This window comes from Alishewanella sp. WH16-1, from assembly GCF_001441695.1.
Taxonomy (GTDB): domain Bacteria; phylum Pseudomonadota; class Gammaproteobacteria; order Enterobacterales; family Alteromonadaceae; genus Alishewanella; species Alishewanella agri.
On sequence record NZ_LCWL01000060.1, the window covers coordinates 18,288 to 43,163 of the forward strand.

Annotated in this window: 28 protein-coding genes, 1 tRNA gene and 1 other RNA gene; 16 read left to right on the forward strand and 14 right to left on the reverse strand. The window is 48.9% G+C overall.

Annotation, left to right across the window (positions count from 1 at the left end; translation table 11 throughout):
* The first annotated feature begins 5 nt into the window (after positions 1-5).
* The 8 genes from pheT to AAY72_RS05725 all read left to right on the forward strand — a co-directional run bounded on the left by pheT (position 6) and on the right by AAY72_RS05725 (position 8,925).
* Positions 6-2,393, forward strand: coding sequence for a phenylalanine--tRNA ligase subunit beta (gene pheT / locus AAY72_RS05690; RefSeq protein ID WP_057785951.1), 2,388 nt, complete (start codon positions 6-8; stop codon positions 2,391-2,393).
* A gap of 2 nt (positions 2,394-2,395) precedes the next feature.
* A complete protein-coding gene (gene ihfA / locus AAY72_RS05695) occupies positions 2,396-2,692 on the forward strand; it encodes an integration host factor subunit alpha (RefSeq protein WP_008610466.1) in 297 nt (98 codons plus the stop codon).
* Positions 2,693-2,820: 128 nt separating this feature from the next.
* Positions 2,821-3,762 (forward strand): DUF523 and DUF1722 domain-containing protein, encoded by a 942-nt coding sequence (locus AAY72_RS05700; protein WP_057785953.1) that lies wholly within the window; start codon positions 2,821-2,823, stop codon positions 3,760-3,762.
* Complete coding sequence (phrB, locus tag AAY72_RS05705; RefSeq protein WP_057785955.1) at positions 3,762-5,204, forward strand: deoxyribodipyrimidine photo-lyase; 1,443 nt, start codon at positions 3,762-3,764, stop codon at positions 5,202-5,204. Before AAY72_RS05700 ends, phrB begins: the two co-directional genes overlap by 1 nt.
* Positions 5,197-5,628 carry a nuclear transport factor 2 family protein gene (locus AAY72_RS05710; protein WP_008610470.1) on the forward strand — a complete coding sequence of 144 codons (432 nt, stop codon included), beginning with the start codon at positions 5,197-5,199 and terminating at the stop codon, positions 5,626-5,628. Before phrB ends, AAY72_RS05710 begins: the two co-directional genes overlap by 8 nt.
* A 53-nt stretch (positions 5,629-5,681) precedes the next feature.
* Entirely contained in the window at positions 5,682-6,935 is a 1,254-nt protein-coding gene (locus tag AAY72_RS05715; RefSeq protein ID WP_057785957.1) for an NAD(P)/FAD-dependent oxidoreductase, read from the forward strand.
* A complete protein-coding gene (locus AAY72_RS05720) occupies positions 6,935-7,684 on the forward strand; it encodes a DUF1365 domain-containing protein (protein WP_057785959.1) in 750 nt (249 codons plus the stop codon). The genes AAY72_RS05715 and AAY72_RS05720 overlap by 1 nt, the downstream gene beginning before the upstream one ends.
* The gene (locus tag AAY72_RS05725) at positions 7,681-8,925 is read left to right on the forward strand and encodes a cyclopropane-fatty-acyl-phospholipid synthase family protein (RefSeq protein ID WP_057785961.1); all 1,245 of its coding nucleotides are present in this window, start codon (positions 7,681-7,683) and stop codon (positions 8,923-8,925) included. Before AAY72_RS05720 ends, AAY72_RS05725 begins: the two co-directional genes overlap by 4 nt.
* A gap of 71 nt (positions 8,926-8,996) precedes the next feature.
* Here AAY72_RS05725 and AAY72_RS05730 read toward each other — a convergent pair whose 3' ends face one another.
* Together AAY72_RS05730 and AAY72_RS05735 are read right to left on the reverse strand one after the other, a co-directional pair.
* Positions 8,997-9,848, reverse strand: coding sequence for a S1 RNA-binding domain-containing protein (locus tag AAY72_RS05730; protein ID WP_057785963.1), 852 nt, complete (start codon positions 9,846-9,848; stop codon positions 8,997-8,999).
* A gap of 83 nt (positions 9,849-9,931) precedes the next feature.
* Complete coding sequence (locus AAY72_RS05735; protein ID WP_008610476.1) at positions 9,932-10,150, reverse strand: DUF2061 domain-containing protein; 219 nt, start codon at positions 10,148-10,150, stop codon at positions 9,932-9,934.
* A gap of 205 nt (positions 10,151-10,355) precedes the next feature.
* On the opposite strand from AAY72_RS05735, the gene AAY72_RS05740 reads away from it, so the two are divergent.
* Positions 10,356-10,601: a hypothetical protein gene (locus tag AAY72_RS05740; RefSeq protein WP_231728906.1), complete on the forward strand. Its 246-nt coding sequence runs from the start codon at positions 10,356-10,358 to the stop codon at positions 10,599-10,601.
* Between the two features lie 23 nt (positions 10,602-10,624).
* On the opposite strand, the gene AAY72_RS05745 is transcribed toward AAY72_RS05740, so the two are convergent.
* Together AAY72_RS05745 and AAY72_RS05750 are read right to left on the reverse strand one after the other, a co-directional pair.
* Positions 10,625-12,133 carry a DUF3413 domain-containing protein gene (locus tag AAY72_RS05745; protein ID WP_057785967.1) on the reverse strand — a complete coding sequence of 503 codons (1,509 nt, stop codon included), beginning with the start codon at positions 12,131-12,133 and terminating at the stop codon, positions 10,625-10,627.
* A 5-nt stretch (positions 12,134-12,138) separates the two neighbouring features.
* Positions 12,139-12,363: a DUF1414 domain-containing protein gene (locus AAY72_RS05750; protein WP_008952008.1), complete on the reverse strand. Its 225-nt coding sequence runs from the start codon at positions 12,361-12,363 to the stop codon at positions 12,139-12,141.
* A 69-nt stretch (positions 12,364-12,432) separates the two neighbouring features.
* Between AAY72_RS05750 and yejK the strand changes: the two genes are divergently transcribed.
* Positions 12,433-13,470 carry a nucleoid-associated protein YejK gene (gene yejK, locus AAY72_RS05755; RefSeq protein ID WP_057785969.1) on the forward strand — a complete coding sequence of 346 codons (1,038 nt, stop codon included), beginning with the start codon at positions 12,433-12,435 and terminating at the stop codon, positions 13,468-13,470.
* On the opposite strand, the gene AAY72_RS17035 is transcribed toward yejK, so the two are convergent.
* Genes AAY72_RS17035 through AAY72_RS05775 form a run of 5 tightly spaced genes read right to left on the reverse strand, consistent with a single transcriptional unit; the run spans position 13,403 to position 16,371 of the window.
* Positions 13,403-13,651, reverse strand: a complete 249-nt coding sequence (locus tag AAY72_RS17035; RefSeq protein WP_082628948.1) for a DUF2897 family protein — start codon at positions 13,649-13,651, stop codon at positions 13,403-13,405. The genes yejK and AAY72_RS17035 overlap by 68 nt on opposite strands.
* Positions 13,651-14,340 (reverse strand): M15 family metallopeptidase, encoded by a 690-nt coding sequence (locus AAY72_RS05760; protein WP_057785971.1) that lies wholly within the window; start codon positions 14,338-14,340, stop codon positions 13,651-13,653. The genes AAY72_RS17035 and AAY72_RS05760 overlap by 1 nt, the downstream gene beginning before the upstream one ends.
* Positions 14,327-15,499, reverse strand: coding sequence for a succinyl-diaminopimelate desuccinylase (gene dapE, locus AAY72_RS05765; RefSeq protein WP_057785973.1), 1,173 nt, complete (start codon positions 15,497-15,499; stop codon positions 14,327-14,329). The genes AAY72_RS05760 and dapE overlap by 14 nt, the downstream gene beginning before the upstream one ends.
* Positions 15,500-15,508: 9 nt before the next feature.
* Positions 15,509-15,859: an ArsC family reductase gene (locus tag AAY72_RS05770; RefSeq protein ID WP_057785975.1), complete on the reverse strand. Its 351-nt coding sequence runs from the start codon at positions 15,857-15,859 to the stop codon at positions 15,509-15,511.
* Positions 15,853-16,371: a PTS glucose transporter subunit IIA gene (locus AAY72_RS05775; RefSeq protein ID WP_082628949.1), complete on the reverse strand. Its 519-nt coding sequence runs from the start codon at positions 16,369-16,371 to the stop codon at positions 15,853-15,855. The genes AAY72_RS05770 and AAY72_RS05775 overlap by 7 nt, the downstream gene beginning before the upstream one ends.
* A gap of 529 nt (positions 16,372-16,900) precedes the next feature.
* Between AAY72_RS05775 and yfbV the strand changes: the two genes are divergently transcribed.
* Positions 16,901-17,347, forward strand: a complete 447-nt coding sequence (gene yfbV, locus AAY72_RS05780) for a terminus macrodomain insulation protein YfbV (protein WP_057785977.1) — start codon at positions 16,901-16,903, stop codon at positions 17,345-17,347.
* Positions 17,348-17,362: 15 nt separating this feature from the next.
* Here the strand turns inward: yfbV and xthA are convergent, their stop codons facing one another.
* Entirely contained in the window at positions 17,363-18,175 is an 813-nt protein-coding gene (xthA, locus tag AAY72_RS05785; RefSeq protein WP_057785979.1) for an exodeoxyribonuclease III, read from the reverse strand.
* Between the two features lie 119 nt (positions 18,176-18,294).
* Between xthA and AAY72_RS05790 the strand changes: the two genes are divergently transcribed.
* Positions 18,295-18,978: a M48 family metallopeptidase gene (locus AAY72_RS05790; RefSeq protein WP_057785981.1), complete on the forward strand. Its 684-nt coding sequence runs from the start codon at positions 18,295-18,297 to the stop codon at positions 18,976-18,978.
* 229 nt (positions 18,979-19,207) lie between these two features.
* On the forward strand, positions 19,208-19,939 hold the full coding sequence (gene deoC, locus AAY72_RS05795; RefSeq protein WP_057785983.1) for a deoxyribose-phosphate aldolase: 732 nt from the start codon (positions 19,208-19,210) through the stop codon (positions 19,937-19,939).
* 183 nt (positions 19,940-20,122) lie between these two features.
* Here deoC and AAY72_RS16475 read toward each other — a convergent pair.
* Positions 20,123-20,246, reverse strand: a non-coding RNA gene (locus tag AAY72_RS16475) — RtT sRNA.
* A 46-nt stretch (positions 20,247-20,292) separates the two neighbouring features.
* Positions 20,293-20,377, reverse strand: a tRNA-Tyr gene (locus tag AAY72_RS05800).
* Between the two features lie 106 nt (positions 20,378-20,483).
* Between AAY72_RS05800 and AAY72_RS05805 the strand changes: the two genes are divergently transcribed.
* On the forward strand, positions 20,484-20,966 hold the full coding sequence (locus AAY72_RS05805; RefSeq protein WP_008983459.1) for a VC2046/SO_2500 family protein: 483 nt from the start codon (positions 20,484-20,486) through the stop codon (positions 20,964-20,966).
* 48 nt (positions 20,967-21,014) lie between these two features.
* On the opposite strand, the gene AAY72_RS05810 is transcribed toward AAY72_RS05805, so the two are convergent.
* Complete coding sequence (locus AAY72_RS05810; RefSeq protein WP_008983460.1) at positions 21,015-21,488, reverse strand: YchJ family protein; 474 nt, start codon at positions 21,486-21,488, stop codon at positions 21,015-21,017.
* 142 nt (positions 21,489-21,630) lie between these two features.
* Positions 21,631-22,044: a hypothetical protein gene (locus AAY72_RS05815; RefSeq protein ID WP_057785985.1), complete on the reverse strand. Its 414-nt coding sequence runs from the start codon at positions 22,042-22,044 to the stop codon at positions 21,631-21,633.
* A 160-nt stretch (positions 22,045-22,204) separates the two neighbouring features.
* On the opposite strand from AAY72_RS05815, the gene AAY72_RS05820 reads away from it, so the two are divergent.
* Together AAY72_RS05820 and AAY72_RS05825 are read left to right on the forward strand one after the other, a co-directional pair.
* Positions 22,205-23,989, forward strand: a complete 1,785-nt coding sequence (locus AAY72_RS05820) for a GGDEF domain-containing protein (RefSeq protein ID WP_008983462.1) — start codon at positions 22,205-22,207, stop codon at positions 23,987-23,989.
* 45 nt (positions 23,990-24,034) lie between these two features.
* Complete coding sequence (locus tag AAY72_RS05825; RefSeq protein WP_008983463.1) at positions 24,035-24,754, forward strand: DUF3581 family protein; 720 nt, start codon at positions 24,035-24,037, stop codon at positions 24,752-24,754.
* The last annotated feature ends 122 nt before the right edge of the window (positions 24,755-24,876 follow it).

The following is a 24,876-nucleotide window of genomic DNA, read 5'->3' on the forward strand; positions in this document are numbered from 1 at the left end:
AAGCAATGAAATTTAGTGAATCCTGGTTACGGGAATGGGTGAATCCGGCACTGGATAGCACAGCCTTATCTGAACAGTTGTCGATGGCCGGTCTGGAAGTGGACGGCATGGACAAGGTTGCTGGTGATTTCCACGGTGTGGTAGTGGGCGAAGTCGTCGAGTGTGGTAAGCATCCGGAAGCGGATAAACTGCAGGTAACTAAAGTAAATATCGGTGGCGCCGAGCTACTGGATATCGTCTGCGGCGCCAAAAACTGCCGTCTTGGTCTTAAAGTGGCTGTCGCTACCGTTGGTGCCGTGTTACCAGGTAACTTTGAAATCAAGAAGGCCAAGTTACGCGGTCAGCCATCACATGGCATGCTGTGTTCGTTCTCTGAGCTTGGTATGGCGGATGATTCAGACGGTATTATTGAGTTACCGGTCGATGCGCCCATTGGTCAGGACCTGCGCCACTATTTAGCGCTGGATGATTTGAGTATCGAAGTAGACCTAACGCCAAACCGTGCCGACTGTCTGGGCATTAAGGGGCTGGCGCGGGAAGTCGCAGTACTGAATAAACTGAGCGTTTGTGAACCGGAAATTAGCGCGGTGCCAGCCACTATCAGTGACAGCAAAGCCATTCAGTTACTGGCACCGGCGGCCTGCCCACGTTATTTAGGTCGGGTGATCCGTAACGTTAATCTCAGTGCCGCAAGTCCGCTGTGGTTAACCGAAAAACTGCGCCGCTGTGGTGTCCGCAGTATTGATCCGGTAGTGGATGTCACCAACTATGTGCTGCTGGAACTCGGTCATCCGATGCATGCCTTTGATCTGGCGAAGCTGGACGGTGATATTCAGGTGCGCTTTGCCCACAGCGGTGAAAAACTGACGTTGCTCGATGGCAACGAGGTCACGCTGCAAGACAACACCCTACTGATTGCTGACCAGCAAAAAGCACTGGCAATGGCCGGTATTTTCGGCGGCTTGCACAGTGGTGTGACAGCGGAAACAACGGATATTTTCCTGGAAAGCGCCTTCTTTGCACCTCAGCTGATTGCCGGTAAAGCCCGGCAATACGGTCTGCATACCGATGCGTCACATCGTTATGAGCGCGGTGTTGATCCTGAGCTGCAACGTACTGCGATGGAGCGGGCAACGGCGCTGTTACTGCAAATTGTCGGTGGGGAAGCCGGTCCGGTGGTCGAAGCGGTGGCGCCTGAGCATTTACCACAAAAAGCCCCGATCCTGTTAACGGAAGCTAAGCTTGACCGTATTCTGGGACATCAGATCGCGAAAACAGAAGTCAGCGATATTCTGAGCCGGCTGGGTTTAAAGGTTACTGAAACAGCGGACGGCTGGCAGGTTCTGGTACCGGGCTATCGCTTTGATATCAGTATCGCTGAAGATCTGATTGAAGAAGTGGCGCGGGTGTATGGCTATAACAATATTCCGAATGTCGCGCCGGTAGCCGCCCTGAAAATGCGCAGCTTTAAAGAAGCCGCCTTAAGTGTTGACACCATGCGCCAGCTACTGGTTGACCGTGGTTATCAGGAAGCCATCACCTACAGCTTTGTCGATCCTAAGGTTCAGCAAAGCCTGTTCCCGGGCGTGGATGCGCTGGTATTGCCAAACCCGATTTCGGCCGATATGTCGGCGATGCGGCTTAACCTGTGGCCAGGTTTACTGCAGGCCGTGCAATATAACCAAAGCCGGCAGCAAAACCGGTTACGCTTATTTGAATATGGCCTGAAGTTTATTCCGGATGCGACAGCAGAAGGTGGCGTGCGTCAGGTACCGGTGATTGGCGGTGTGATTGTTGGTTCACTGGCCAATGAGCACTGGAGTATCGCTGAGCGGCCAGTAGACTTCTTTGATATCAAAGGCGATGTAGAAGCCTTATTGGGCTTGCTGTCAGCCAATGAGCAGGTACGCTTTAGCGCCGCTGAGCACAGTGCACTGCATCCGGGGCAAACCGCGCAAGTGTGGGTCAATGAGCAGGCGGCAGGTTATCTGGGGGCCTTACATCCGGAAGCCGAGCGCAAGCTGGGCATTAAAGGCAAAGCCTATCTGTTTGAATTAGAACTGGCTGCACTTGGTGAGCGGCACATAGTACAGGCGCAGGAGCTGTCGAAGTATCCGGCGAATCGCCGCGATCTGGCGATTGTCGTGAAATCTGATGTGCATTTTGCCGATATTGTTGCTAGTATAAAAAAAGTTGGCGTAAATCAGTTAGTTGACCTAAAATTGTTTGACGTATACACCGGTCAGGGTGTCGCAGACGGCTTTAAGTCACTGGCGATCGCGCTGACCTTGCAGGATAAGGCGCGTACCCTTGAGGATAAAGATATCCAACAAGTGGTAAATCAAGTGGTTAGCGTGCTTAAAGATGATTTCGACGCAACGTTGAGGGATTAAAGATGGCGCTTACCAAAGCTGATTTAGCAGAACGTCTGTTTACCAAATTTGGCGTGAGCAAACGCGATGCCAAGCTGATAGTGGAAGCTTTTTTTGAAGAAATTCGGACGGCACTGGAGTCGGGCGAACAGGTTAAGCTTTCCGGCTTTGGTAATTTCGACCTGCGGGTGAAGAATGAACGACCGGGACGCAATCCGAAAACCGGTGAAGACATTCCGATCTCGGCCCGCTGCGTGGTGACTTTCCGTCCGGGACAGAAATTAAAGTCGCGGGTTGAGACAGGCACCAGTAAGAAGTAAGGCTGTATCTTCGACAGAGACGGTAGTTAGGTAGCTAACTACCGTTTTTTTTTGCTTTTTTTCAAGATGATTGATCCGTTTGCACTACGGTGCTGTAAAGAAAACAAGTCAGTTATGGGTTAAAGAATATGGCAGTAAAAATTGGCATCAGTGCCTGTGTGCTGGGCGCGCAAGTGCGCTTTGATGGCGGGCATAAAGCCTCAACCTTTTGTACGCAGCAGTTAAAGCCACTGGTGGAGTATGTGCCGGTGTGTCCGGAGCAAGCCATTGGCATGGGTGTGCCACGACCGCCAATTCGCCTGCAGTATAACGCTGAGCAGCAGATCCGTTTAGTGCAAACCCGCGATAATAGTCTGGATTACACCGAGCAGATGTTGAGCTTCACCGCTAAGCTGCTGCCGCAGCTGGCAGATTTAAGTGGTTATATTGTTTGCGCCAAGTCACCAAGCTGTGGCATGGAGCGGGTAAAACTTTATGATGCCGAAGGTAATAACCTGGGGAAACAAGCTGTCGGGCTTTATACCCGGCAGCTGATGCAGCATTATCCCTGGTTACCGGTGGAGGAAGATGGCCGCTTGCTGGATCCGGCGTTAAAGGAGAATTTTATCGCCCGGGTTTTTGCTTGTTATGACTACCAGCAAAGTATGCGCGATGGCTTTAGTATTGGTAAGTTGGTGGCGTTTCACAGCCGCTATAAATTCCAGCTGTTGGCGCATAGTCCGCAAGCATACCGGCAACTGGGGCGTCTGGTCGCTGAAGCCAAGTTATTTCAGCCGCAAGAGTTGCAGCTGCGCTATCTGACGGAGTTAATGCAGGCGATGCGGCAAATTGCCAGCCGTAAACAACATACCAATGTGCTGCAGCATTTACAGGGCTTTTTTAAGAAAGTGCTGGAGCCAGCCAGCCGTGCTGAATTAAGCGAACTGATTGATCGCTACCGCCGCGGCTTCGTACCACTGTTAGCGCCGGTGACCTTATTACAGCATCATCTGCGGCGCTATCCAAACCAATACTTACAACAGCAAAGTTATTTTGCCCCTTATCCGGAACAATTAGGATTACGCGCCTGATGCAAACACCTGTACATCTGGTCTGGCTGAGACATGATTTGCGTGTCTATGATAATCAGGCACTCCATACCGCCTGCAGTGCTGCAGCGCATGACAAGGGCATTGTGCTGGCACTGTTTATCGCCACACCACTAAGCTGGAACGCGCATCAGATGGCGCCGCTGCGTCAGGACCTGCTGCGTCGTCGCGTGCAGGCGATGCAAACAGAGCTGGCGGCGTTGAATATTCCTCTGCTGGCAGTTGAGGGCACTGACTATGCCAGCTGCGCGCCATTAATCGCAGCGTTATTGCCGCTTGGTGTTAAGGCGCTGTATGCGCAAGTTGAATATGAACTGCGCGAGCAGCGGCGCGACCAGCAGGTTAGCGCCTTATTAGCACAGCAGGGTGTCGCCGCACATTGGTTTGACCGGCTTTGCATTATGCCGCCCGGCAGTATCCGCACCCAGCAAGGCGAGATCTATAAGGTCTTTACCCCCTTTAAGCGCAACTGGTTACAGCGCCTGGCGTCCGACGGTATTCAGTGTTATCCGAAGCCTACGCTGCAGACGGAACACACATTGTCGCTACCGGCATTAGCGCCGATGCAAGCGCCGGATCAGAGCTCAGGCGACTGGCCGGTAAGCGAAGCGGAAATCCTGACGCGGATGCGCAATTTTTGTCAGCAGCGGGTCAGCGCTTATCAGCAGGATAGGGATTTCCCAGCGATCGATGGTACCTCACAGTTATCGCCTTATTTAGCCATCGGTGTGATATCAGCACAGCAGTGTGTCGCCCGGCTGCAACTGGAGGCCAAAGAGGCACTGTGGCAGGAGAAAAGCGGCGCGGCGGTTTGGCTGTCTGAGCTGATTTGGCGTGATTTTTATAAGCATATCCTGGTCGCCTTTCCTCACTTAATCAAACACCGCGCCTTTCAGGCGGAGACCGATCTGATCCAATGGCCAAACGAGCAGGCACGCTTTACTGCCTGGTGTCGCGGTGAAACCGGTTATCCGATCGTGGATGCCGCCATGCGCCAGCTAAATCAAACCGGCTGGATGCATAACCGGCTGCGGATGATTACTGCCAGCTTTCTGGTTAAGGATTTACATATTGATTGGCGCTGGGGCGAGCAATATTTTATGTCAAAGCTGCTCGATGGTGACTTTGCGGCCAATAATGGCGGTTGGCAGTGGGCCGCGTCTACCGGCACGGATGCGGCACCTTATTTCCGGATCTTTAATCCGGTTACCCAAAGTGAGCGTTTTGACCCTAGCGGTGACTTTATCCGGCGATTTGTGCCAGAGCTCTCGGCGAAAACTGGCAAGGATTTACATTGGCCACACCGGCTGGTTACCCCCAAAGGCTACGTAAAGCCAATAGTTGATCATAATGAGGCTCGTAAACAGACGCTGGCGCTGTTTGCAGCAGTAAAAGGTAAGGCGGCGGAGGCAGTCGATGCTTGACCCTAAACTACAAGCGTTTTTAGATTTTTATAACAGTCTGTCTGCGAATGGTCTGGATGCCATCGCTGACTATTATGCGGAACAGGTACAGTTTATTGATCCGGTGCATGAAATTAATAGCCGCTCTGCGTTACAACACTATCTTGCTCATGGTTATCAGCGCTTAAATTATGCCCGCTTTACACCGGTAAGCGGCCTGTGTCAGGGCGAGCGGGGCTTTCTGAGCTGGCAGATGCGCTTTAGTCACCCGGCCTTTGCCAAAGGGCAGGAAATTCTGGTGCACGGTAGCACCGAGCTGGCCTGGCAGGATGGGCGGATTTGTTATCACCGCGATTACTATGATCTGACTGAAATGGTCTATCAGCATATTCCGCTGTTGGGCTGGTTAACCCGTCAGGTTAAACAAAAAATCGCTGCGAGCTAATAGTCGCAGCTTATGTCACTTAAATTGATGATAAGTATTTCATAAGGGATCTTATGCGTATAGCAGTAATAGGTGGCGGTATCGCCGGTATGCTCAGCTGGTATTTACTGAAGCAAAAATACCAGGTGACCTTGCTGGAAGCCAATGATTATCTGGGTGGCCATACCGCGACCAAGCTGGTGGAATACCAGGGTAAAACCTATCCTATCGATACCGGTTTTATTGTGTTTAATAACTGGACTTATCCGGTGTTTAATAAGTTTATTGCCGAATTGGGTGTGGCATCGCTGCCTACTGAGATGAGCTTTTCCGTTAAAAATACCCAACATAATCTGGAATATAACGGCAATAACTTCGCCTCGTTGTTTGCGCAGAAGCGAAATATCCTGCGTCCTTCGTTCTGGAAAATGCTGCTGGAGATTGTGCGCTTTAATAAGCTTGGTAAGCAGTTGGTTGCTGAAGATCATGCGGATCTGGATTTGGATCTCGGTACCTTTCTGGATAAACATAGCTTTGGTAAAGGTATTCGAGATAACTATTTAATGCCGATGGGCGCGGCGATTTGGTCAGCCGGTTTGACCGAAATGCCAAAATTTCCGGTGCGTTTTTTCCTGCGCTTCTTTAACAATCATGGTCTGCTTAATGTCAATGAGCGGCCACAGTGGGCGGTGATCAAAGGTGGCTCCAAAAGCTATGTTGACGCACTGCTGGCAAAGGCGGGCACTGATAGCATTCGCTTAAATCAGCAGATCAGCGGAGTGCGCCGTGACGAGACGGGTGTGACCATTCAATTTGCGGACGGTCATACCGAGCAGTATGACAAAGTCGTGTTTGCTTGCCATAGCGATCAGGCATTAAAGCTGTTGCAGGATCCAAGTAACGAGGAGCAGCAAATTCTCGGCGGTATTGCCTATCAGGAAAATGAGGTGGTGTTGCATACCGACACCTCTTTGTTGCCGGTGCGTAAAGCCGCCTGGGCCTCATGGAACTATAATCTGGACAGCCAGCATAGCGATCGCGCCACCCTGACTTACAATATGAATATTCTGCAGCGTTTGCAGGCACCTGTCACCTTTTGTGTTACGCTGAATAATACCCAACGTATTGCTAAGGATAAGATTTTGGGGATCTATCACTATGCCCATCCGGTGTATAACCATATGACCCTGGCTTGTCAGCAGCAACGCAGCCAAATTAACGGTCAGCGGCATAGCTATTTCTGCGGTGCCTACTGGTATAACGGCTTTCATGAAGATGGCGCCCGTAGCGCAGTTGACGTTGCCGCCCTGTTGGGAGTGGACTATTGATGCAGCCCGGTCACGCTGTCTATTGTGGCCGGGTCGGTCATAAACGCTTTTTGCCAAAGCAGCATGGTTTTGATTATCCCTATGCTGCCTACTGGCTGGACTGCAGCCAACTGACCCCTGCCAGCTTAACCGCGGTGGGTATTCAGGCTGAACGTTTCGGCGCTATTAGTTTTCGCCGTGCCGATTATCTGGCGGGTGATGCTGATTTAGCGCAGGCGGTACGCGATAAGGTACAACTGCTGGGTGGTACAGAGCCAATCGCCAAGGTGTTTTTACTGTCACCATTGGCCAGTTGGGGGCTTTATTTTAGTCCGCTGACGCTGTACTACTGCTATAACGACAGTGGTGAATTGCGTTATTTGCTCTGTGAAGTTACCAATACGCCGTGGAATGAGCGGCACTATTATTTGCAAACGCTAAGTAGCGAACAGCAGCAGTATAAGCATCAAAAAGCCTTTCATGTCTCGCCGTTTAATCCGCTGGATATGGAATATCGCTGGCAAATTGATGCGCCCACTGAGCAGCTGTTTTGCAGTATTACCAATTTAAAGCAGCAGCAGGCGGTATTTAGCGCCTGGTTTAAATTACAACGCTTTGCGCTGACCCAGACGGTACGCCGGCGGATCCTGATCCGGCAGCCGTGGCAAAGCGTACAGATTATGAGTCGTATCTACTGGCAGGCATTGAAGCTTTTGATAAAACGCGTTCCGGTGTATGCCCACCCTAAATCCCGAGGTTCTGAGTCATGAGTTTATCGCTAAGCGAAAAAGCGGTGTTTGATAATTTAGGCTGGTTTGACCGGCTGTGTCGCAAGTTTACCCTGAATTTTTTAAGTCAGTTACGCCATGGCAGTATTACCGTAATAGAAGCCGGTGAAGCGCAGCAGTTTGGTGATGCTGATGCCGAACTAAAAACCACTATTACAGTGACCGATCCAGCCTTTTATCAAAAACTGGTGCTGGCCGGTTCAGTGGGCGGGGGCGAGGCCTATATTCACGGTTTTTGGCGCTGCGATAACCTAACTGCGCTGGTGCAAATCTTTGCTCGTAACCTTGATGTTCTGGATAAGATGGATTCCACCTGGGCGCGCTTGAGCCGGCCAATGCTTAAGCTGCTGAATTTCCGTAACCGCAACACGATTTCACAGTCCAGACGCAATATTGCTGCCCATTATGATCTGGGTAATGCCATGTATCAGCTGTTTCTGGATCCGAGCATGATGTATTCCAGCGCGGTCTATCCAACGGCAGACAGTACACTAGAGCAGGCACAACAGCATAAGTTACAGCAGATCTGTGAACGTTTGCAGTTAAAAGCCTCTGATCACCTGCTTGAAATTGGTACCGGTTGGGGCAGTATGGCGATCTATGCCGCCCAGCACTATGGTTGTAAAGTCACCACCACCACGATTTCACAGCAACAATACGATTATACTAAGGCGCGGATAGCTGAGCTTGGCCTGCAGGATAAAATCACCTTACTATTTGAAGATTATCGCTTACTAACCGGTACATACGATAAGTTAGTCTCCATTGAAATGATCGAAGCCGTCGGCGATGATTTCCTGGATAACTACTTTGAAAAGTGTAGCAGCCTGTTAAAGCCAGACGGCATTATGGTGCTGCAAGCGATTACGATGGTCGATCACCGTTATCAACAGTATGTGCGTGAGGTCGACTTTATTAAACGCTATATTTTTCCGGGCGGTTGTTTACCCTCAATTAGCCGGATGGCCAGTGCTGTAGCCAATAAAACCGATCTGGTGATCCGTCAGGTACAGGATATTGGTTTTGATTACGCCAGAACCTTAAAAGACTGGTGTGATAATTTTATGGCACAGCGTGATGCTGTGCATCAGCTGGGTTATGACGATAATTTTATCCGGTTGTGGCACTTTTATCTGTGTTACTGTGAAGGCGGCTTTCGTGAGCGTGCCACCAGTGCGGTGCATTTGGTGCTCAGTAAACCGCAGAACCGCAGTGTGTTTTAACCCAGCGTAAAGAAGCAACAAAACAACAACGCCGGCATTATTGCCGGCGTTGTTGTTTAAAACTAACCCTGTCAGGTATCAGCAGCCGGTTGTTCCGGCACTAATAGCAAACCTTGTTCAGTGATCACAATTTTGCGCTCTTTATACAGGGTGCCGATGGCCTGTTTGAAGGCTTTCTTGCTGGCACCAAACTGCTGATAAATCAGCTCCGGCGCGCTCTTATCGGTTAACGCCAGTTTACCGCCGTTCGCTTTTAACTGCTTTAAGATCTGGTTACCCAGCACGTTAGCTTGCTCAAAGGTCGCTTTGTTCAGTCGTAAATCGAGCTTACCATCATCACGGACTTTCACCACATAAGCGGTCAGCTTGTCACCGCGGCGCAGCGGCTTAAATACTTCATTTTTATATAACACGCCAAAGTGTTGATGATTAACGACGGCTTTGTAACCGAGATCGGTCTGCTCACTGATAATCACTTCCACCTTGTCACCCTCTTTATAGGGGGCAGCGGTTTTATGCAGATGGCGATCCAGCTTGGTTGAGGCGACAATGCGGTTACTGACATCAACATAGCAATACACCAGATAGTGCTGGCCGACTTTTAGTGGAATTTGTTGTTCACTAAAGGGCACCAACAAATCTTTTTTCAGGCCCCAATCTAAAAAAGCACCGACTTTAGTGCTGGCGACGACCGGTAAATAGGCAACCTGGCCCACCATCACTTTCGGACGCTCGGTAGTGGCGATTAATTGATCTTCGGAGTCGAGATACAGAAACACATTCAGTTGTTGACCAGGCTGTAAATCCGCCGGTGCGACATTGTTGGGCAGTAAAATTTCGCCCCAGCTTTCGCCATCCAAATAAAAACCGAACTTAACCTGTTTCTTTACGGTTAGGGTATTAAGGGTACCCAGTGACATCATCGCTATTTTTGCCTTATTACAATCAAATAGCGGCGAGTATAGCGGTTTTAACGCTTTGCTGCTGCATAATCGCAGCAGCAGGGCTATAACTTGATAAAACCTTTAGTCAATAACGGCGTTGCGGGTGCTTTTTTCCGATCAAACTTCTGCCAGATTTTCTCATGAAAGAAGTAGCCCACGGTATTAACGGCCGGCTCGATAATGGCCACCAGACCGCCTAACACCAAATCACCGGTGATCAGGTAAGTTACACCAAAGGCAATACTAAAATGCATAATGGCAAAGGTAATGGTTTTAATCATAACGGGTCTCCCGAATCATCTGCTTAAGTAAATGATAGCGGTTCTCATTATTAATTAAAGTGAATAAATAAAATTGTGTTAATCATAAAATGTGATGAATCTTTCGTGCTATGGCAGCGTAAAATGGTAAGGTTCGCGCAATAGAGTAAAAGGTGGCAAGGTGGATTGTCGGCAATTGCTAGATATTAAGCAGTACGAGTTTTTGATGAACTATTTTATGCGCCGCCAGCAGGAGCTGAACGTAGCGGAGCTGAATGAGCCTTTTAGCTACGACGGTTTTAGCCTGTATGATCAAATTTTTCAGCAACTGACCAAGGAAGCGGAAGTGGCTTATATCGAATGTTTTGCCGAGCCACCACCGCCAATTGCTTTAACCAACCTGTATCATCTGGCGGAGTTAGAATTGGCAGGGCGCCGGCCGAGAATCAAAGCGCCGGGTACGCTGCAGTAATAGCTGAGCTAAAGTAACAAGCCTTAGTCTTCCAGGCGTTTTAGCGCATCCACCAGCATAGGCACATTTAACGGATCGTTAAGCGGCACCAGGGTACCCGCCGACCAGACGCCGTAGCTGCCGTCCTGGCGCAAGATCATCATCTTATCTTTGCGGATACTGATAATATCCTGCTGACTGATATTCAGTTTGGGCAGGGTTTCCGGCTGAAATAAATTATCGCCCAGCCAGCTGTTTTCGGTTTCACAGCCAATACTGCCCAATAAGGTCGGTAACCAGTCCAGTTGCTGACTACCATGTTGCCGGGCCTGACTTAACAGCGCCGGCCAGCGCAGATAGGCTGTAACCGGCGCCAGCTGAAATTTAGCATTTTCGCTATGTAGCGGCACGACGATTAGCCGGCTAAATTGCTGGTATTCTGACCAATGCCGGGAAAAGTCCGCATCAAATACGATATTTAGCCTGGCAGGTGTAAGCGCTGTGTTGGCCCAGGGTAGTAACGAATTCAGCTCTGGCGTGCGGTTAACCACTTGCACATCAGAGGTATTAACGCTGTTGAGCCAGGCTGGCATCGTCTGCAGTGCGCCGGCGGCATCCGCTGTCGCTTTAAACTGACCGTACAGCAGGTTTAACAGGGCTTCAGCAGCATTGTTCGGGACGAAATGCTGATCATGGCTGCGCAGGCCTTGTTGCTGTAATAAGGTCAAGTGTTCCGTGGTGATGCTGGCTGTAACCAATAATAAGGTCGGCTCGGTAGCGCCGGCCTGGCAGCTTAACAGCTGACTGCTGCGATTAGCGTGTTCCAGACTGAGCTTATCGGCCTGGCGTTTGGCGCGTTCGGTTAAATCTACCAACTGATAGCGGGCTAGTAAGCTTTTCGCCGTGGCCGGGTAGGAAAACGGCAGCACATTATCCTGGCGGGTAATATCAAAATTCAAGCGGGCATCGGCGTAGATGTGCAGCAGATGGCTGAGCATAAAGCTACCAAAGAATATGGCCAAAGCCGGTTGACCGACACCGGAGGCGGAGAGGCGGCTGATTTTTTTCCAGCAAAAGTTACTTAACCAGATCTGCAGCGTTAGCAACAGGGCGCCGACCAGCGTGACAATCAATACAAAATTGCGCAAATTGGTGACCACCTGCGCCCTGAGTAAGGCCAGGGTTTGGTCGAAGGATGCACTACCAAGATGATAACCAAGCTGGTTATAGACATAGGCATCAAAAATCAGCAATACCATGCCAATGGTGGCCAGGGTTGCGCCCAGGCCGCGGACATGTTTTTGATAAGGAAAGATCAGCGACAGTGGGAAAATGGTCAGAATAAAGAACATAAAGCACAGAAATGCGGTATGTCCTAACCAGTTAACCAGCAGATACACACTGCCCAACACCGTTTGTGGCAGGGGCTCTGACCACCAGAAACTGCTGGTTACCAGCAGCGCCAGCAGAATATTAAAAAAGGTAAACCAGTGTCCCCAGTTTAGTAACCGGTTAACTTTCTTAACTAAGGACAGGTTTTGTTCCAGCACCATAAGGCTTAATGTTTATCGCTTTGAATGGCGTCAGCCAGAGCCTGACTAAAGCTGCTGGCGACGGCGGTACGTTGCGCTGCCGGCACAGAGGTATTGATAATATGGCTAACCGCATTACCCAAACACATCAGACTTAGCTCAGTGGTGGCGTGTTGCTGGTGCAGGGTGTCGAGCAGTTGATTGACCAGCTTTTCAATCTGGCTACTGGAATATTTTGATACAATCGGCATGGATTACTCAGATTAAAGACGCATAAACAGATAGAATAGTAACAGAATTCAGAATAAACAGGAAAATTTATGTCGGTAGAGATGCAGCATCTGGCCATTAATTATATTGCGCTAACAGACAGTGGTGAGCACCAGGCCCACTATCGGGAGGCACTGATTGGACGTAGCGGCGCCGTAGCGAATTTGGTCGAGCAGCTTCACCTGGCTTATAACGGCAAACCGGCCAAAGGCTATGCTGCCTTTGAAACTGAAAAGTCACCCAAGGTGGCTTTGGCGCTGGCTGACTGGCAGAGCTGCAACAGTGATTATCTGGGGTTTAGCCGTGCTACCACCGACGCGCTGGTGCAGGAGTTATCCCAGCATCAACTGCCGGAGACCGGTTATTTACTGCTGGCACATTATCGTTATCTGGCCAGCGAATTCTTATTGATCTGCCTGCTGGGCAGTAAAGATCATTTTGAATTAACTGAGCAGCTGGAGCTGGCAACCTCCCGCCATCTGGATATCAGCCGGATGCAACTGGCGGCGCGGCTGGATCTGACCGAATATGCGGTAAATCGTGAGCAGGGGCATTACATCAGCTTTATCCGTGGTCGCGCCGGGCGTAAGGTTGCGGATTTCTTTCTGGACTTTCTGGGTTGTGCCGAAGGCACTGATGCCAAAGCAAACAGTCAGCTGGTGTTAGCTTCGGTGGAGGAATATCTGGGGGCGGCCGAATTTGCGCCGGAAGAAAAAACCGCAACAAGGCGCCAGGTATTTGATTATTGTGAAGAGCGCGCGAAAGCTGGACAAGAAGTAGTGTTAGCTGAGCTGTCTGCCGTGGTCGATCCGGAGCAGGAAAACGGCTTCCTGCACTATTGTGCCGAGCAACAGCTGGCAGTAGCGGAGCAGTTCCCGGTAGAAGTTAAGGAGCTGAAAAAGCTGGTAAAATTTAACGGTACCGGCGGTGGCTTATCGCTCAGCTTTGATGAAAAGCTGCTCGGCGAGCGGGTGAGTTATGATCTGAAAACCGATACCCTGGTGATCAAGGGCACCCCGCCTAATCTGCGCGATCAGCTGCAGCGTTTTCTTCAGGGCTATTCGGCTTTTGAGCAGCAGGGGGATTAACCTCTGTTTCAGCCTGCGCGCCAGACTTATTGTCTTTGCCGTCTCCCGGCTGTTTTGGGAACGGCTCAGATAAGTCTTTCAGGCTGGGCATTTTGATTTTCGCCGAGTGTTTGATTAGTATGATATTGCCAACGATCACGCCAAACGCCAGTGCCAATGCCCAGAAAAGTGGCCAGTTCATCACTGCTCCTTACAAATATTTGTCACAAATTTCGAAAATAGCGTCGGCAATGCTGCCAGCACTTGCTGTTGCTCGGCAATAGGATGTGTAAGCAAAACGTGTTGTAGCAGCTCTGGACTGAAGGCTTGCAAACAAGGCTCTGCTAATGGCCGGTAACTCAGATGCCAGGGCTCAGCGGCAATACCACCTTGATAACGTGCGTAAGGCCGGAAAAAACCAAAACTTGTCATATGCTGTTGCAGCCAGTTGTTTAGCCGATAAAACGGGCCGTTAGTAGCATATTCGGCCGCGGTAAGTTGCACCTGATAGTCAGCAGGCACTGCAGCGGCGTCAAAAATATCACAGTCTGTTCCCCAATGATGGCGGCTGGCACCGGGGAGTGCCGAATACAGTAAGATCGCTTCCAATTTCGCCAATCCGCTAAGTTCAGTGATCGCAACAGGTTGTTGGGTTAGATCATAGACCGGACGCAGACCGTTGCATTTCGCTTGCCAGATTGTGGCTTGGCGCTGAAAACTGCGCCAGCCTGAAACCAGGCGGATCTGAATGCCCTCGCTGGCTGCAGCATGCTGCAGCTCGCGATAGGCGGGGATCACCTCTTGATGTAGCCATTGGTTATTCTCTACCTGCTGCATCGGGCTTTGATTCAGACCAGTCAATAAGCTGGCATCGGGTTTAACGCTTAGCATGTGCAAGCCGCTGTTGCAGGTTAACCAGCAGAGCGTGGTAGATTTCGGTCAGTTGGGTCAGATCGGCGATCGCCACACATTCGTTAATTTTGTGAATCGTCGCGTTAATTGGACCCAGCTCTATCACCTGAGCACCGGTAGGCGCGATAAAGCGACCATCTGAGGTACCGCCTGTTGTTTCCAGGCGTGGCGTGATGCCGCGCACCTGCTCAACTGCAGATACGGTCGCAGCGACCAAATCACCGCTGGCGGTCAAAAACGGCAAGCCATTTAAAGTCCAGTCCAGCTGATAATTCAAACCAAAGCGATCCAAAATGGCGTAGACCCGTTGCTGTAAAATTTCAGCGCTCACTTCGGTACTATAGCGGAAGTTAAACATCACCTTTAATTCGCCCGGGATCACATTCGATGCCCCGGTGCCGGCATGGATGTTGGCAATTTGAAAGCTGGTTGCCGGGAAGAATTGATTACCGTGGTCCCAAACCTCAGCGGCTAATGCCGCCATCGCAGGAGCAGCTTTATGCACCGGATTATCCGCTAATTGTGGATAGGCAACATGCCCCTGAATGCCTTTCACCACTAAATGACCAGTTAGTGAGCCTCGGCGGCCATTTTTAATAACATCTCCCAACTGTTTCCCACTTGAGGGCTCGCCAACCAGACACCAGCGGATCTTTTCCTGGCGAGCCTCCAGCGTTTCGATCACCTTAACGGTGCCATTAATAAAGGGCCCTTCTTCGTCACTGGTAATCAGATACGCCAGATCAAAGGCCGGCTCCGGATATTCAGCGATAAAACGCTCTGTTGCGACAACCATCGCCGCTAAGCTACCTTTCATATCGGCCGCACCTCGGCCAAACAACGTATCGCCGATAATGGTTGGGGTAAAAGGTGGGGTATGCCATTGCTCTATCGGGCCAGCAGGAACTACATCGGTATGTCCGGCAAAGCAGAATAGTGGTTTGCCTTGACCCCGACGCGCCCACATATTTAAGGTGTCGTGGAAAGGTAACATCTCGATCTTAAAGCCAACTTGTTGCAAACGCTCTGCCATGGCCTTTTGACAGCCGGCATCTTCCGGGGTAACTGAGGGTCTGGCCATCAGGTCTATTGCCAATGCCAGCGTTGGGTTTGCGGCGGGGTCTAATACTGTACTCATACGACTACCCTAAGATTGCTTAATAAAGGTTTGATAACTTTGCTCGGTAAACCCGAGTAAGTAGTGCTCAGCGTTAACTAATACCGGTCTTTTGATCAGTGCCGGTTGAGCCAACATCAGACTTAATGCTTTTTGCTCGTTCAGGTCAGTCTTATCCGCTTTACTTAGCGCGCGCCAGGTGGTACCGCGGGTATTTAATAGTTGTTGCCAGCCCAACTTTGCTGCAAATTCGGCAAGTAGTGTTGGGTCCAAGCCATCTTGGCGGTAATCGTGAAATTGATAGTCAACTCCGGCATGCTCCAGAAAACGACGGGCTTTTTTGATGGTGTCACAGTTCTTAATACCATATAGCATCATGATAGTGGTTTCTTCAGTTGCATTATAAAAAGTGGGTCTTGCCCGGCGGCTAGTCGTGATTGCCGGCAGTATAGCGCATCAATTCGCACCGGGCTGTCAAGGTAGAGCAGGCAGTATAGTTCCTCGAGATCCAGTTCCAGCTGCAGGAAAGCCAGATCCAATTGTAATACCGGTGTGCCCGTTGCAAGCATTTGTTCTTTTGCTGCCAGCCAATGTAAGCCTCGACCATTTAGCTTTGCTAGTTTGGGTGAAAGTTCCAGACATAGTTTGGTGCCAGATTGGTGTAGAAAGTGCAAGCGGCGATCAGCCGCTAATGTTGTCTGCAGCTGGCAGGCAAAAGGGGCCAGGATCAAACCGTGTTCAAGTCGTACGCAAACGGCAGCAGGCAGTAAATCTTGTTGATAGAGGGGCTCCGGATGTTGTGTCACCGGAAAAAGTTGCCCGGTAACTGGGCTCTTTACCGGCACTCCGCTTACTTTGCGCCAGTCTTGTTGCCAATTTATCACAGAATGCATCTTGCCCAACTCCGTAAAACCATTGACCAGATAATAACGTAAAGACCTTGTAGCTGCAGCATTTTTAGTTATCACTGTTGGTCTGCCGCTTGAACTGACAAGGTATCGACTTAGCGAAAATAACCTAAATAGCAGGTTAACTGAGAAAGACAGCTAAAACCCGTATTTTTTATAGCTAAGTTTTGGTAACGAACCGGCTTTTATAGGATTAATGCGGGATTTGTTGTCCACAGAATCTGTGGATAACATTGTTGGTAACAGTGGGCTATCTTTTTAGTTGACTGATTATATTGAATTATTATTGGTGGCATGAATTTTGTTAGTTTGGTTGATTGCCATAAAACTGTAAAAGTACTTAAAAATTAGTGTTGAGCTAACAAAAGCTTTGCATTTAAATGTTTAATAAATGTAAACATTTTGCGTTTTGCTGGTTGTTTAACGCAGTTCAATCCGTTCTTTTAGCGTGAATTTATGCTAAAGTTGGAGTGGTGTAATTGCTGTCATCACACAGTTTTAGGGGGAGTTGGTTATGCGTTTTTCGTTATTTTCAACCTTAACAACAGGTTGGCATTACAGTCGTGTATGGCCGACGAAAACTGAACTGAATGCGATTTTCCCGGAGAATAAGGTCATTTACTTGACCAAGCAGGGGGCTCGTTATCTTCCAGTATTAGCCGTACTAACGGCAGTGGCCCAACTTAAACTGCTGGGACCCGATTTTTTGGGACAGATCCTGGCTATGATGCTACTTTTAGTTTCGATGCCACTGCAAGGTTGGTACTGGCTTGGTGTTCGAGCTAATAGTGCGTTGCCGCCTGCCTTAATCAATTGGGGCAATGAGATTCGTGAGCAAATACAACAGCATAGTCAATCTCAGGGTATACCCGGCGCCCCTAAAAACTACTTTGATTTGGCTCGCTTGTTACAACTTGCTTATCAACAGTTGGATAAGACAGTCATGCGCCGCTGGTTTTAAGCGGCGCCAAAGCGACTAGGGTTTGAACACGGACCAGACCGGGGCATGATCAGATGGCCGCTCCAGGCCGCGGATCTCGTAGTCGATTCCTGATTCAACACACAGGGCGGCCAGCGGCGGTGTAGCCATTACCACATCAATTCTCAGACCGCGGTTATCGTCAAAGCCTTTTGAGCGGTAATCAAACCAGCTATATTGCGCGCCTTGCTCCGGATGTATCGCCCGGAAAGTATCGATTAGTCCCCAATCCTTTAGCTGTTGTAGCCAAGCGCGCTCTTCTGGCAGGAAAGAGGTTTTTCCCTCACGCAGCCAGCGTTTTGCATTTGCCTCACCGATACCAATATCCAGATCAAGTGGGGAAATATTGATATCACCAATCACCGCCAGATAGTCTGTAGCGCTGTTATGATATTGTTCCAGATAGCGCTGCAAGTCGGCATAAAACCGGGTTTTTGCCGGAAATTTGATTTCGTGATTGCGATTTTCGCCCTGTGGAAAATAGCCATTAAGTACGGTCAGGGTTTTATCGTCTGCCAAACTAAATTGACCTATCAGCATTCGCCGCTGTGCATCTTCTGCATCGCCCGGGAAACCGTACTGCATGGTTAATGCCGGTAGTTTACTCAGGATTGCGACGCCATAGTGGCCTTTCTGGCCAAAGTGATAGACGTGATAGCCCATTGCTTGTACTTCAGCCAACGGAAATTCGCTGTCCTGTACTTTTATCTCCTGCAAGCCGATAATGTCAGGCTGATGCTTATCGATTAATGCCTGAAGTTGATGAAGGCGGGCACGGATCCCATTAATATTAAAAGAGATGATCTTCATTCTGATTCCATTTATTCCAGCGATTGCATTGCGAGTTGCAACAGATGATAACATGGGCTGGCGCGGTAGCGAAATTGTTGGCGGCCGCCATAAAACACTGATAATTTCTGGATTGGGCCATGCCTGATTTTGCTTACCAACTGCAGCTAAGCAATAAGCGCCGTACTGTACAATTGCTGATTCGTAATGGTGCGGTTATTGTTCGTGCACCGAAGTCAATTTGTCGCCAATGGCTACAGAGCTGGTTGCAGCAGAAGCAAGATTGGGTTTACAAAACGCTAGCGGTACAGCCGGAGGCAGCACCCATTTGCTGGTTGACGCGCCCAACAGTGCTGTTGGGCGGTAAAGCCCTGGCGTATCAGTGGTCCCTGGCAAAAAAAAGTGGTTTAACACGAACAGAGCAGGCTGTAACGCTGTATTTGGCAGAGCGGATCTCAGAAAAGCGTTATCCGTTCTATTTGCAGAAGCTGTGGCGTGAGTATCTGACGACTGAGGCTGAGCAGGTGTTTGGGCAACTTGTTACAGATTATGCAGCTAAGATGCAGTTGCAGCCAAAGGCTATCATTATTGGTGATTGGCGCAGTCGCTGGGGATACTGTAAGCAAAGTGGTGAACTGGGGTTTAACTGCCGCTTGATGCAAGCCCCATTGTGGGTAGCGCGTTATGTCGTGGTACATGAACTGGCACATTTGCGACACATGAACCATTCTGCTGCTTTCTGGCAGCTGGTACAGGCTTTTGAGCCGGATTATCAGGCGGCTAAAGCCTGGCTCAACAAGCATCAACACGAGTTATTGGCATAAAAAAAGCCGACCCTGGGGGTCGGCATCTAAAGGACATCGATCTAAGGAGAGATGTTCACCAGCTTTACTTCAATTATTCAGACTAATCACTTTGAAAAAGATTCCCGACGTAACGCAATATTTTTAAATTTTTTTGGTTTCCGGAGGCACTTCTGGTTTAATCAGCCGGTTAACACAGAATAGAAGTTATGTTCGCGATTTAAGATAAGCTCAGACAGAGTGCCTTACCATGACTAACCCATTAAAATTATTACAGCTTTTAAAATTATTAGATTTAACCCGTTTAACAGAAACGGATTCCGGTTCAGATGTTGCTAAATGGCTGGACGCGATTCCACAGTTGCCGACGCCGGTTGCAGCGCTTTGTGTCTATCCGGCTTTTTTAACTCAGACCAAGGCTTATATTACTCAGCATCTCCCGGGCGCGGATTTAGCCACAGTCGTCAACTTTCCAGGCGGCACTCAGCCTTTAGCTGAAGTATTAAATGACATTAGCCATGCCATTGCCGCCGGTGCTACTGAAATAGATTGCGTGTTACCTTATCAGCAGCTCATGGCAGGTGACGAGCAGGGCGTGGCACAGTTCCTGGCAGCGGTTAGGCAAGCGACACCCAATATCTGTTTGAAGATTATTATTGAATCGGGCGAGCTGTTGACCGCGCAGCAAGTGGCTAAGGCCAGCGAACTGGTGATCGTCAGTGGTGCTGATTTTGTGAAAACCTCAACCGGTAAAGTACCGGTTGGCTGCACCTTGGAAGCGGCGCGGATTATTCTAACCAGTATTGCAGCAGCAAATCGCCCGGTGGGTTTTAAAGCCTCGGGTGGGGTGAAATCAGTGGAACAAGCACTGCAATTAGTTAATATGTACGAGGAAATTAACGGCAAAACTGCCATAAAACATGGGATGCGTATTGGAGCCAGCAGCTTGTTGACGGATGTGCTTGCCTTGTTACCACGCTAGTCTGTCTGGCGTCATTGCTTTGCAATGACGTCACCACAACAAGTCGCCTTGCAGGCCAGCGTCACTGCGTTCCGCTGTTCAATGCTGCGCATTGTCGAACCTGACGAAGGTTCTCACCTTCCCCTGATTCGTGTACTTGTTAAGAATTGTTTTAACCTAGGAGATTGATGCTAAGAAGGAAAATGGTGGAGGGGGAAGGATTACTCGCTGTGCTCGCCTTGCAGGCCAGCGTCACTGCGTTCCGCTGTTCAATGCTGCGCATTGTCGAACCTGACGAAGGTTCTCACCTTCCCCTGATTCGTGTACTTGTTAAGAATTGTTTTAACCTAGGAGATTGATGCTAAGAAGGAAAATGGTGGAGGGGGAAGGATTAGAACCTTCGAAGGCAGTGCCGGCAGATTTACAGTCTGATCCCTTTGGCCACTCGGGAACCCCTCCACGAGTGCGCGCATCTTATCAAACTGATTTTTGATGTAAAGCACTTTACTAAAGTTTTTTGTCTGTCTGCCGATTAACTCAGCAACTAAGATAAAATCGCAGAACTATGCAGCCGCTAATTAATGAATGGCAACTTGGTAGTAAGTTAAATCAAGCCTTGCAACAGCAGCATCGGGCTGATTTTTCGCTTTGGCTGGCGTTGTTGTCTCCGGCGATTGAAGAAATGGCGGCGTTTCAAACGCCGGTCAGTGAAGCCAAACCTGCTAACAGCGACCTATACCAAGTACTAGGTTTAGTGAAAACCCGAAGTTTTGGTTGGCAGCAGCATGATACCACGACGTTGCAACAACAAAGTGTTGCCATACAGCACAGCCTTGCGCAACTGAAGCTACATAGTTATTTGCAGCCGGAACCTTGGGTTTTGCAGGAAGACTCACGCAAGCTGGATTCGCAGATTATTGCTGATCTTGACGCCCATTGCCGTCGCAGACTCAATAGTGCACCGATTGAAAGACCTGCAACAGATGAAACCGCATTGTTTGAGATCTTAGAACAGTTAGCAGATGAACCTTTCTTTACCCCAGCCTGAGCCTTATTATTTGGTGTCGGGCGATAACAGACGGGTAGGCGACATATATCATTGTCCGCTAGGCAGATGTTGCTGGCATTGTTTTACTTTTTTCATGCTACCGCAAGGGCACAGATCATTTCTACCTAGTTTGACGGTGGGTTTGCTACGAAGTTTGCCGCTAACATAATACCAGCGATCCGCGAAGGCAAAGTCAGACACTTCGACAATAAAGTCCAGCTTTTGCTCATGGATAAAACTGGCAATAAAGCTTACCTGGCCAGCGTCCGGTCGGTTGGTTACCTCGATTATTTCTAATTTACAAAAATGTACCGCTCGCGCAAATGCACTAATCTCAGCCGCAGATTCTTGCTGCCGCTGTGCTGGTGCCAGTGTCGCTAGCAGATAGTCGCTATCAGCAAGGCAATATGCACTATAGCGGGAACGCATCAGCGCCTCACAGTTATCCGGCAACACAGCGCCACTGATATAAGGGTGACAACAGTGTTCAAATAACTGACCAGAACAACAATAACATTGCATAAGGATATCCTTCGCCCAGCGCTTTGACTCTACCTAAGACGTGATATTGAGTTAATCCCGCTAGCTCAACATCAACATCAACTTTACAGCTTCCAGTTTATCCTTTTTATTAGCCGCTGACAGCCCGGTTGTGTTAAGCGAGTTAGTGAGTTTGCAGCTGTATGTCTGCCAGGGTGTGCAGAACTTTCCCATATTGTTTCGCAGCGTGTTGACAGCGTGCCAGTTCAACATCCGATAGCGGCTGACAATTAATAACCACCTTGCAATCCTTATTACTTAGCGCAGCTAGGATAGTATTACTTGTGCTGCTTTGATCTTTTGGATGGACTAAGATGATCCGCTCCAAAGGTAAATGACAGGCCTGCCAAAATGCTTTAACGGGTTTTATCTGTGGCGCGACTAAAACGATCCAGCCGTTGGCACTGCGATGATGTAATAAAACCTTAAGTAAAATTAACTCCGAGCTGTCACGTTGCAGAGTGCTTAACGTATTTATGCTGGTGATAGTGTCTTTTGGGCTAAGGGATGTTGAATTTGGCAAGTTGTAGGCAAGCATCGCAACCTCTATCTGTTTATTTGTACAGTGTATGCATATACAGTAGTTGCTGTATAAATAAAACGCAAGTATTTTTTTTCGGTGGCAAGATTTTTTGTAGTCATATAAATGTCATTTGCACTCAGTACCATTGGCCAGTTGTCGTTAACGGAGCTGAAAGATGGCCGTTGCTGAAGTTTATTGCGCTGAATTAGAAAAAATATTGAAAGCCCGGGCGTTACAGCCAATCTTTCAACCTATAGTCAATCTCCAGGATGGCAGTATTAGTGGTTATGAGGCGCTGATTCGAGGCCCGTCAGATAGCCCATTACATTCGCCGCTGCAGCTTTTTAAAACAGCAGTTGCTTGTGAGCGGCTCGAGCAATTGGAAATGCTATGCCGCCAGCTAAGTATTGAGAGCTTTGCTGCGGCCCAAACTGACACCAAACTCTTTCTCAATGTGAATCCGTTACTGTTACTGACTGCAGATCATCCCAGTGGTCTAACTAAACAGATGTTAAGACAGGCGCAAGTTGATCCTTCTAGGGTTGTGATTGAAATTTCAGAACAGTATCAGGTAGAGGATGCCGAGCTATTAGTAAAAGCGGTACAACACTATCGACAATTAGGTTTTCTGATTGCGATAGATGATTTAGGCAGTGGTTTTTCCGGTCTTAAACTTTGGTCTGAACTGCAGCCTGATATTGTCAAAATTGACCGGTATTTTATTAGCGAGCTAGATAAGGATCCTACCAAACGCGCCTTTGTTCGGAATATTGTTAGTCTCGCTAAAGCTATCGGCGCCACTATTGTCGCTGAAGGTATCGAGACAGCGGACGAGTTGCGGTTGTGTCGCGAGCTTGGCGCTGATTTGGCGCAAGGTTACTTGCTGGGCCGGCCACAGGTAACATTAAAACCTGCGCTAAATAATACTGCCGCTCTACTCGCAAATCTGTTGCCGCTGGAAGGTGTGTTAGACAATGTCGAACAGCTGTTAATAAATGTCATGCCGGTTACTCATAACCAATCCGCGGCAGAGGTCGCGGAGCGCTTTCAGCAAGAACCTAAGTTGCAAAGTTTAGCGGTTTTACAGCAAGGTCGGGCGGTCGGTTTGATTTGTCGTAGCGATTTGCTGGCATTATTTGCCCAGCCATTTGGTCGGGCACTCTATGAAAAAAAACCGATCGGCAAGGTGATGAACGCCAAGCCAGTTATAGTCGATGTTCACTGTTCACTGGATGAAGTCAGCCAGATTGTCGCAGACGATGAACATAATGCTGCCAGTTGGTACTTCATTATTTGTCGTAATGGCCAATACCTCGGGCTTGGTTCGGTACGACAACTATTAAAAAAAATTAGCGAACGCAAACTGCAACACGCGCGCTATGCCAATCCATTAACTTTATTGCCGGGTAATGTACCGATTTACCAACGAATTGACATGCTGCTGCAACAGCAAGCTGATTTTGCCGTGGCGTATCTCGATCTGAATCATTTTAAACCCTACAACGATTTCTACGGTTACAGTAAAGGCGATATGGTTCTACTGATGTTGGCAGAGGTTATTCAACACCAGGCAGCTAATAAGCATTTTATCGGGCATATAGGTGGCGATGATTTTGTCCTGGTGAGTTCGCCCGGCGAATGTGAAACGCTGTGTCAGCAAATCTTGCAGCGCTTTGCTACGCAGATCTCGCATTATTATCGCCAGGAAGATCTGCAGCAGGGGGGCATTACCACCTTAAGTCGCAGTGGCGAACCTTGCTTCTATCCACTGCTAACTTTAGCGATCGGAATTGCGATACCGGATCCGCAACTTTGTCGCAGTCATCATGATGTTGCGGCACTGACCGCCGCTGCTAAATATGAGGCTAAACGCGTTGGTGGTAATGCGATTTTTTGCTCCCGGCGGCGTGGTCCGGAGTTACAACTAAATAAAGCACTGGCTAGACCATCTGTAGCGTGAATTGAGCTACAATGTTGCTCTTTACGCAGTAGCAGAGATAAGTAGATGTTGTTAGACGCTTTTGTAAGTCGCCACGGTGAGGCATTCAGTTTTAGCCGTCAGCACTCCTGTACATTCGCCAAACAAGTAGCCGGTGACTTTAACCCGATCCATGATGTCGATGCGAAACGCTTTTGTGTGCCGGGTGATTTGTTATTTAGCTATTTACTTAGCCGCTATGGCTTAAGTCAACAATTGAGCTGTCAATTTTCCGGGATGGTTAGTGCTGATGTGCTGCTGTACTGTAAACTGACCGAAGACCAAATTCAGGTCTGTGATGCTCAGGATCGGATTTATCTGACAATTCAATTTAGCGGCCAACATAGTCATGATTTGTCAGTGATTGAACCTTTGTTTCAAGATTATGTGCGCTTCTCCGGAAAAAACTTCCCCGATATTTTACAACCTTTAATGGCTGAACAAGGCGTGATGATCAATCCGCAGCGACCATTGGTTATTTACGAAAGTATGTCGCTGTCCTTTAGTCAGTTACCCACTAAGACAGCTAAGCTGTCATTGTCTGACAGTAAGCTGGAAGTCGAAGGTAAACGCGGTAATGTTACGCTTAGCTTCACTCTGGCAGAAAATGGTACAGTGATTGGTGAAGGTGAAAAGAAAATGATTCTGAGTAATCTGCAACCTTATGACGAAGCCGTTATGCAGCAAATGGTCGGTGAATATAATAATCGTCGCAGTGCTGCTGGTTGTTTTGAGCCAGCAGTTTGACAGCTAGATTTGAGTTCAACGATCAGAAACAAGCTTTTGTGCAAAAAACAGCCGAACAAACGCAATTTCAAAAATACTGCTTGCAGGCTGTTTTAAACTCCCTATAATGCGCATCCACAGAC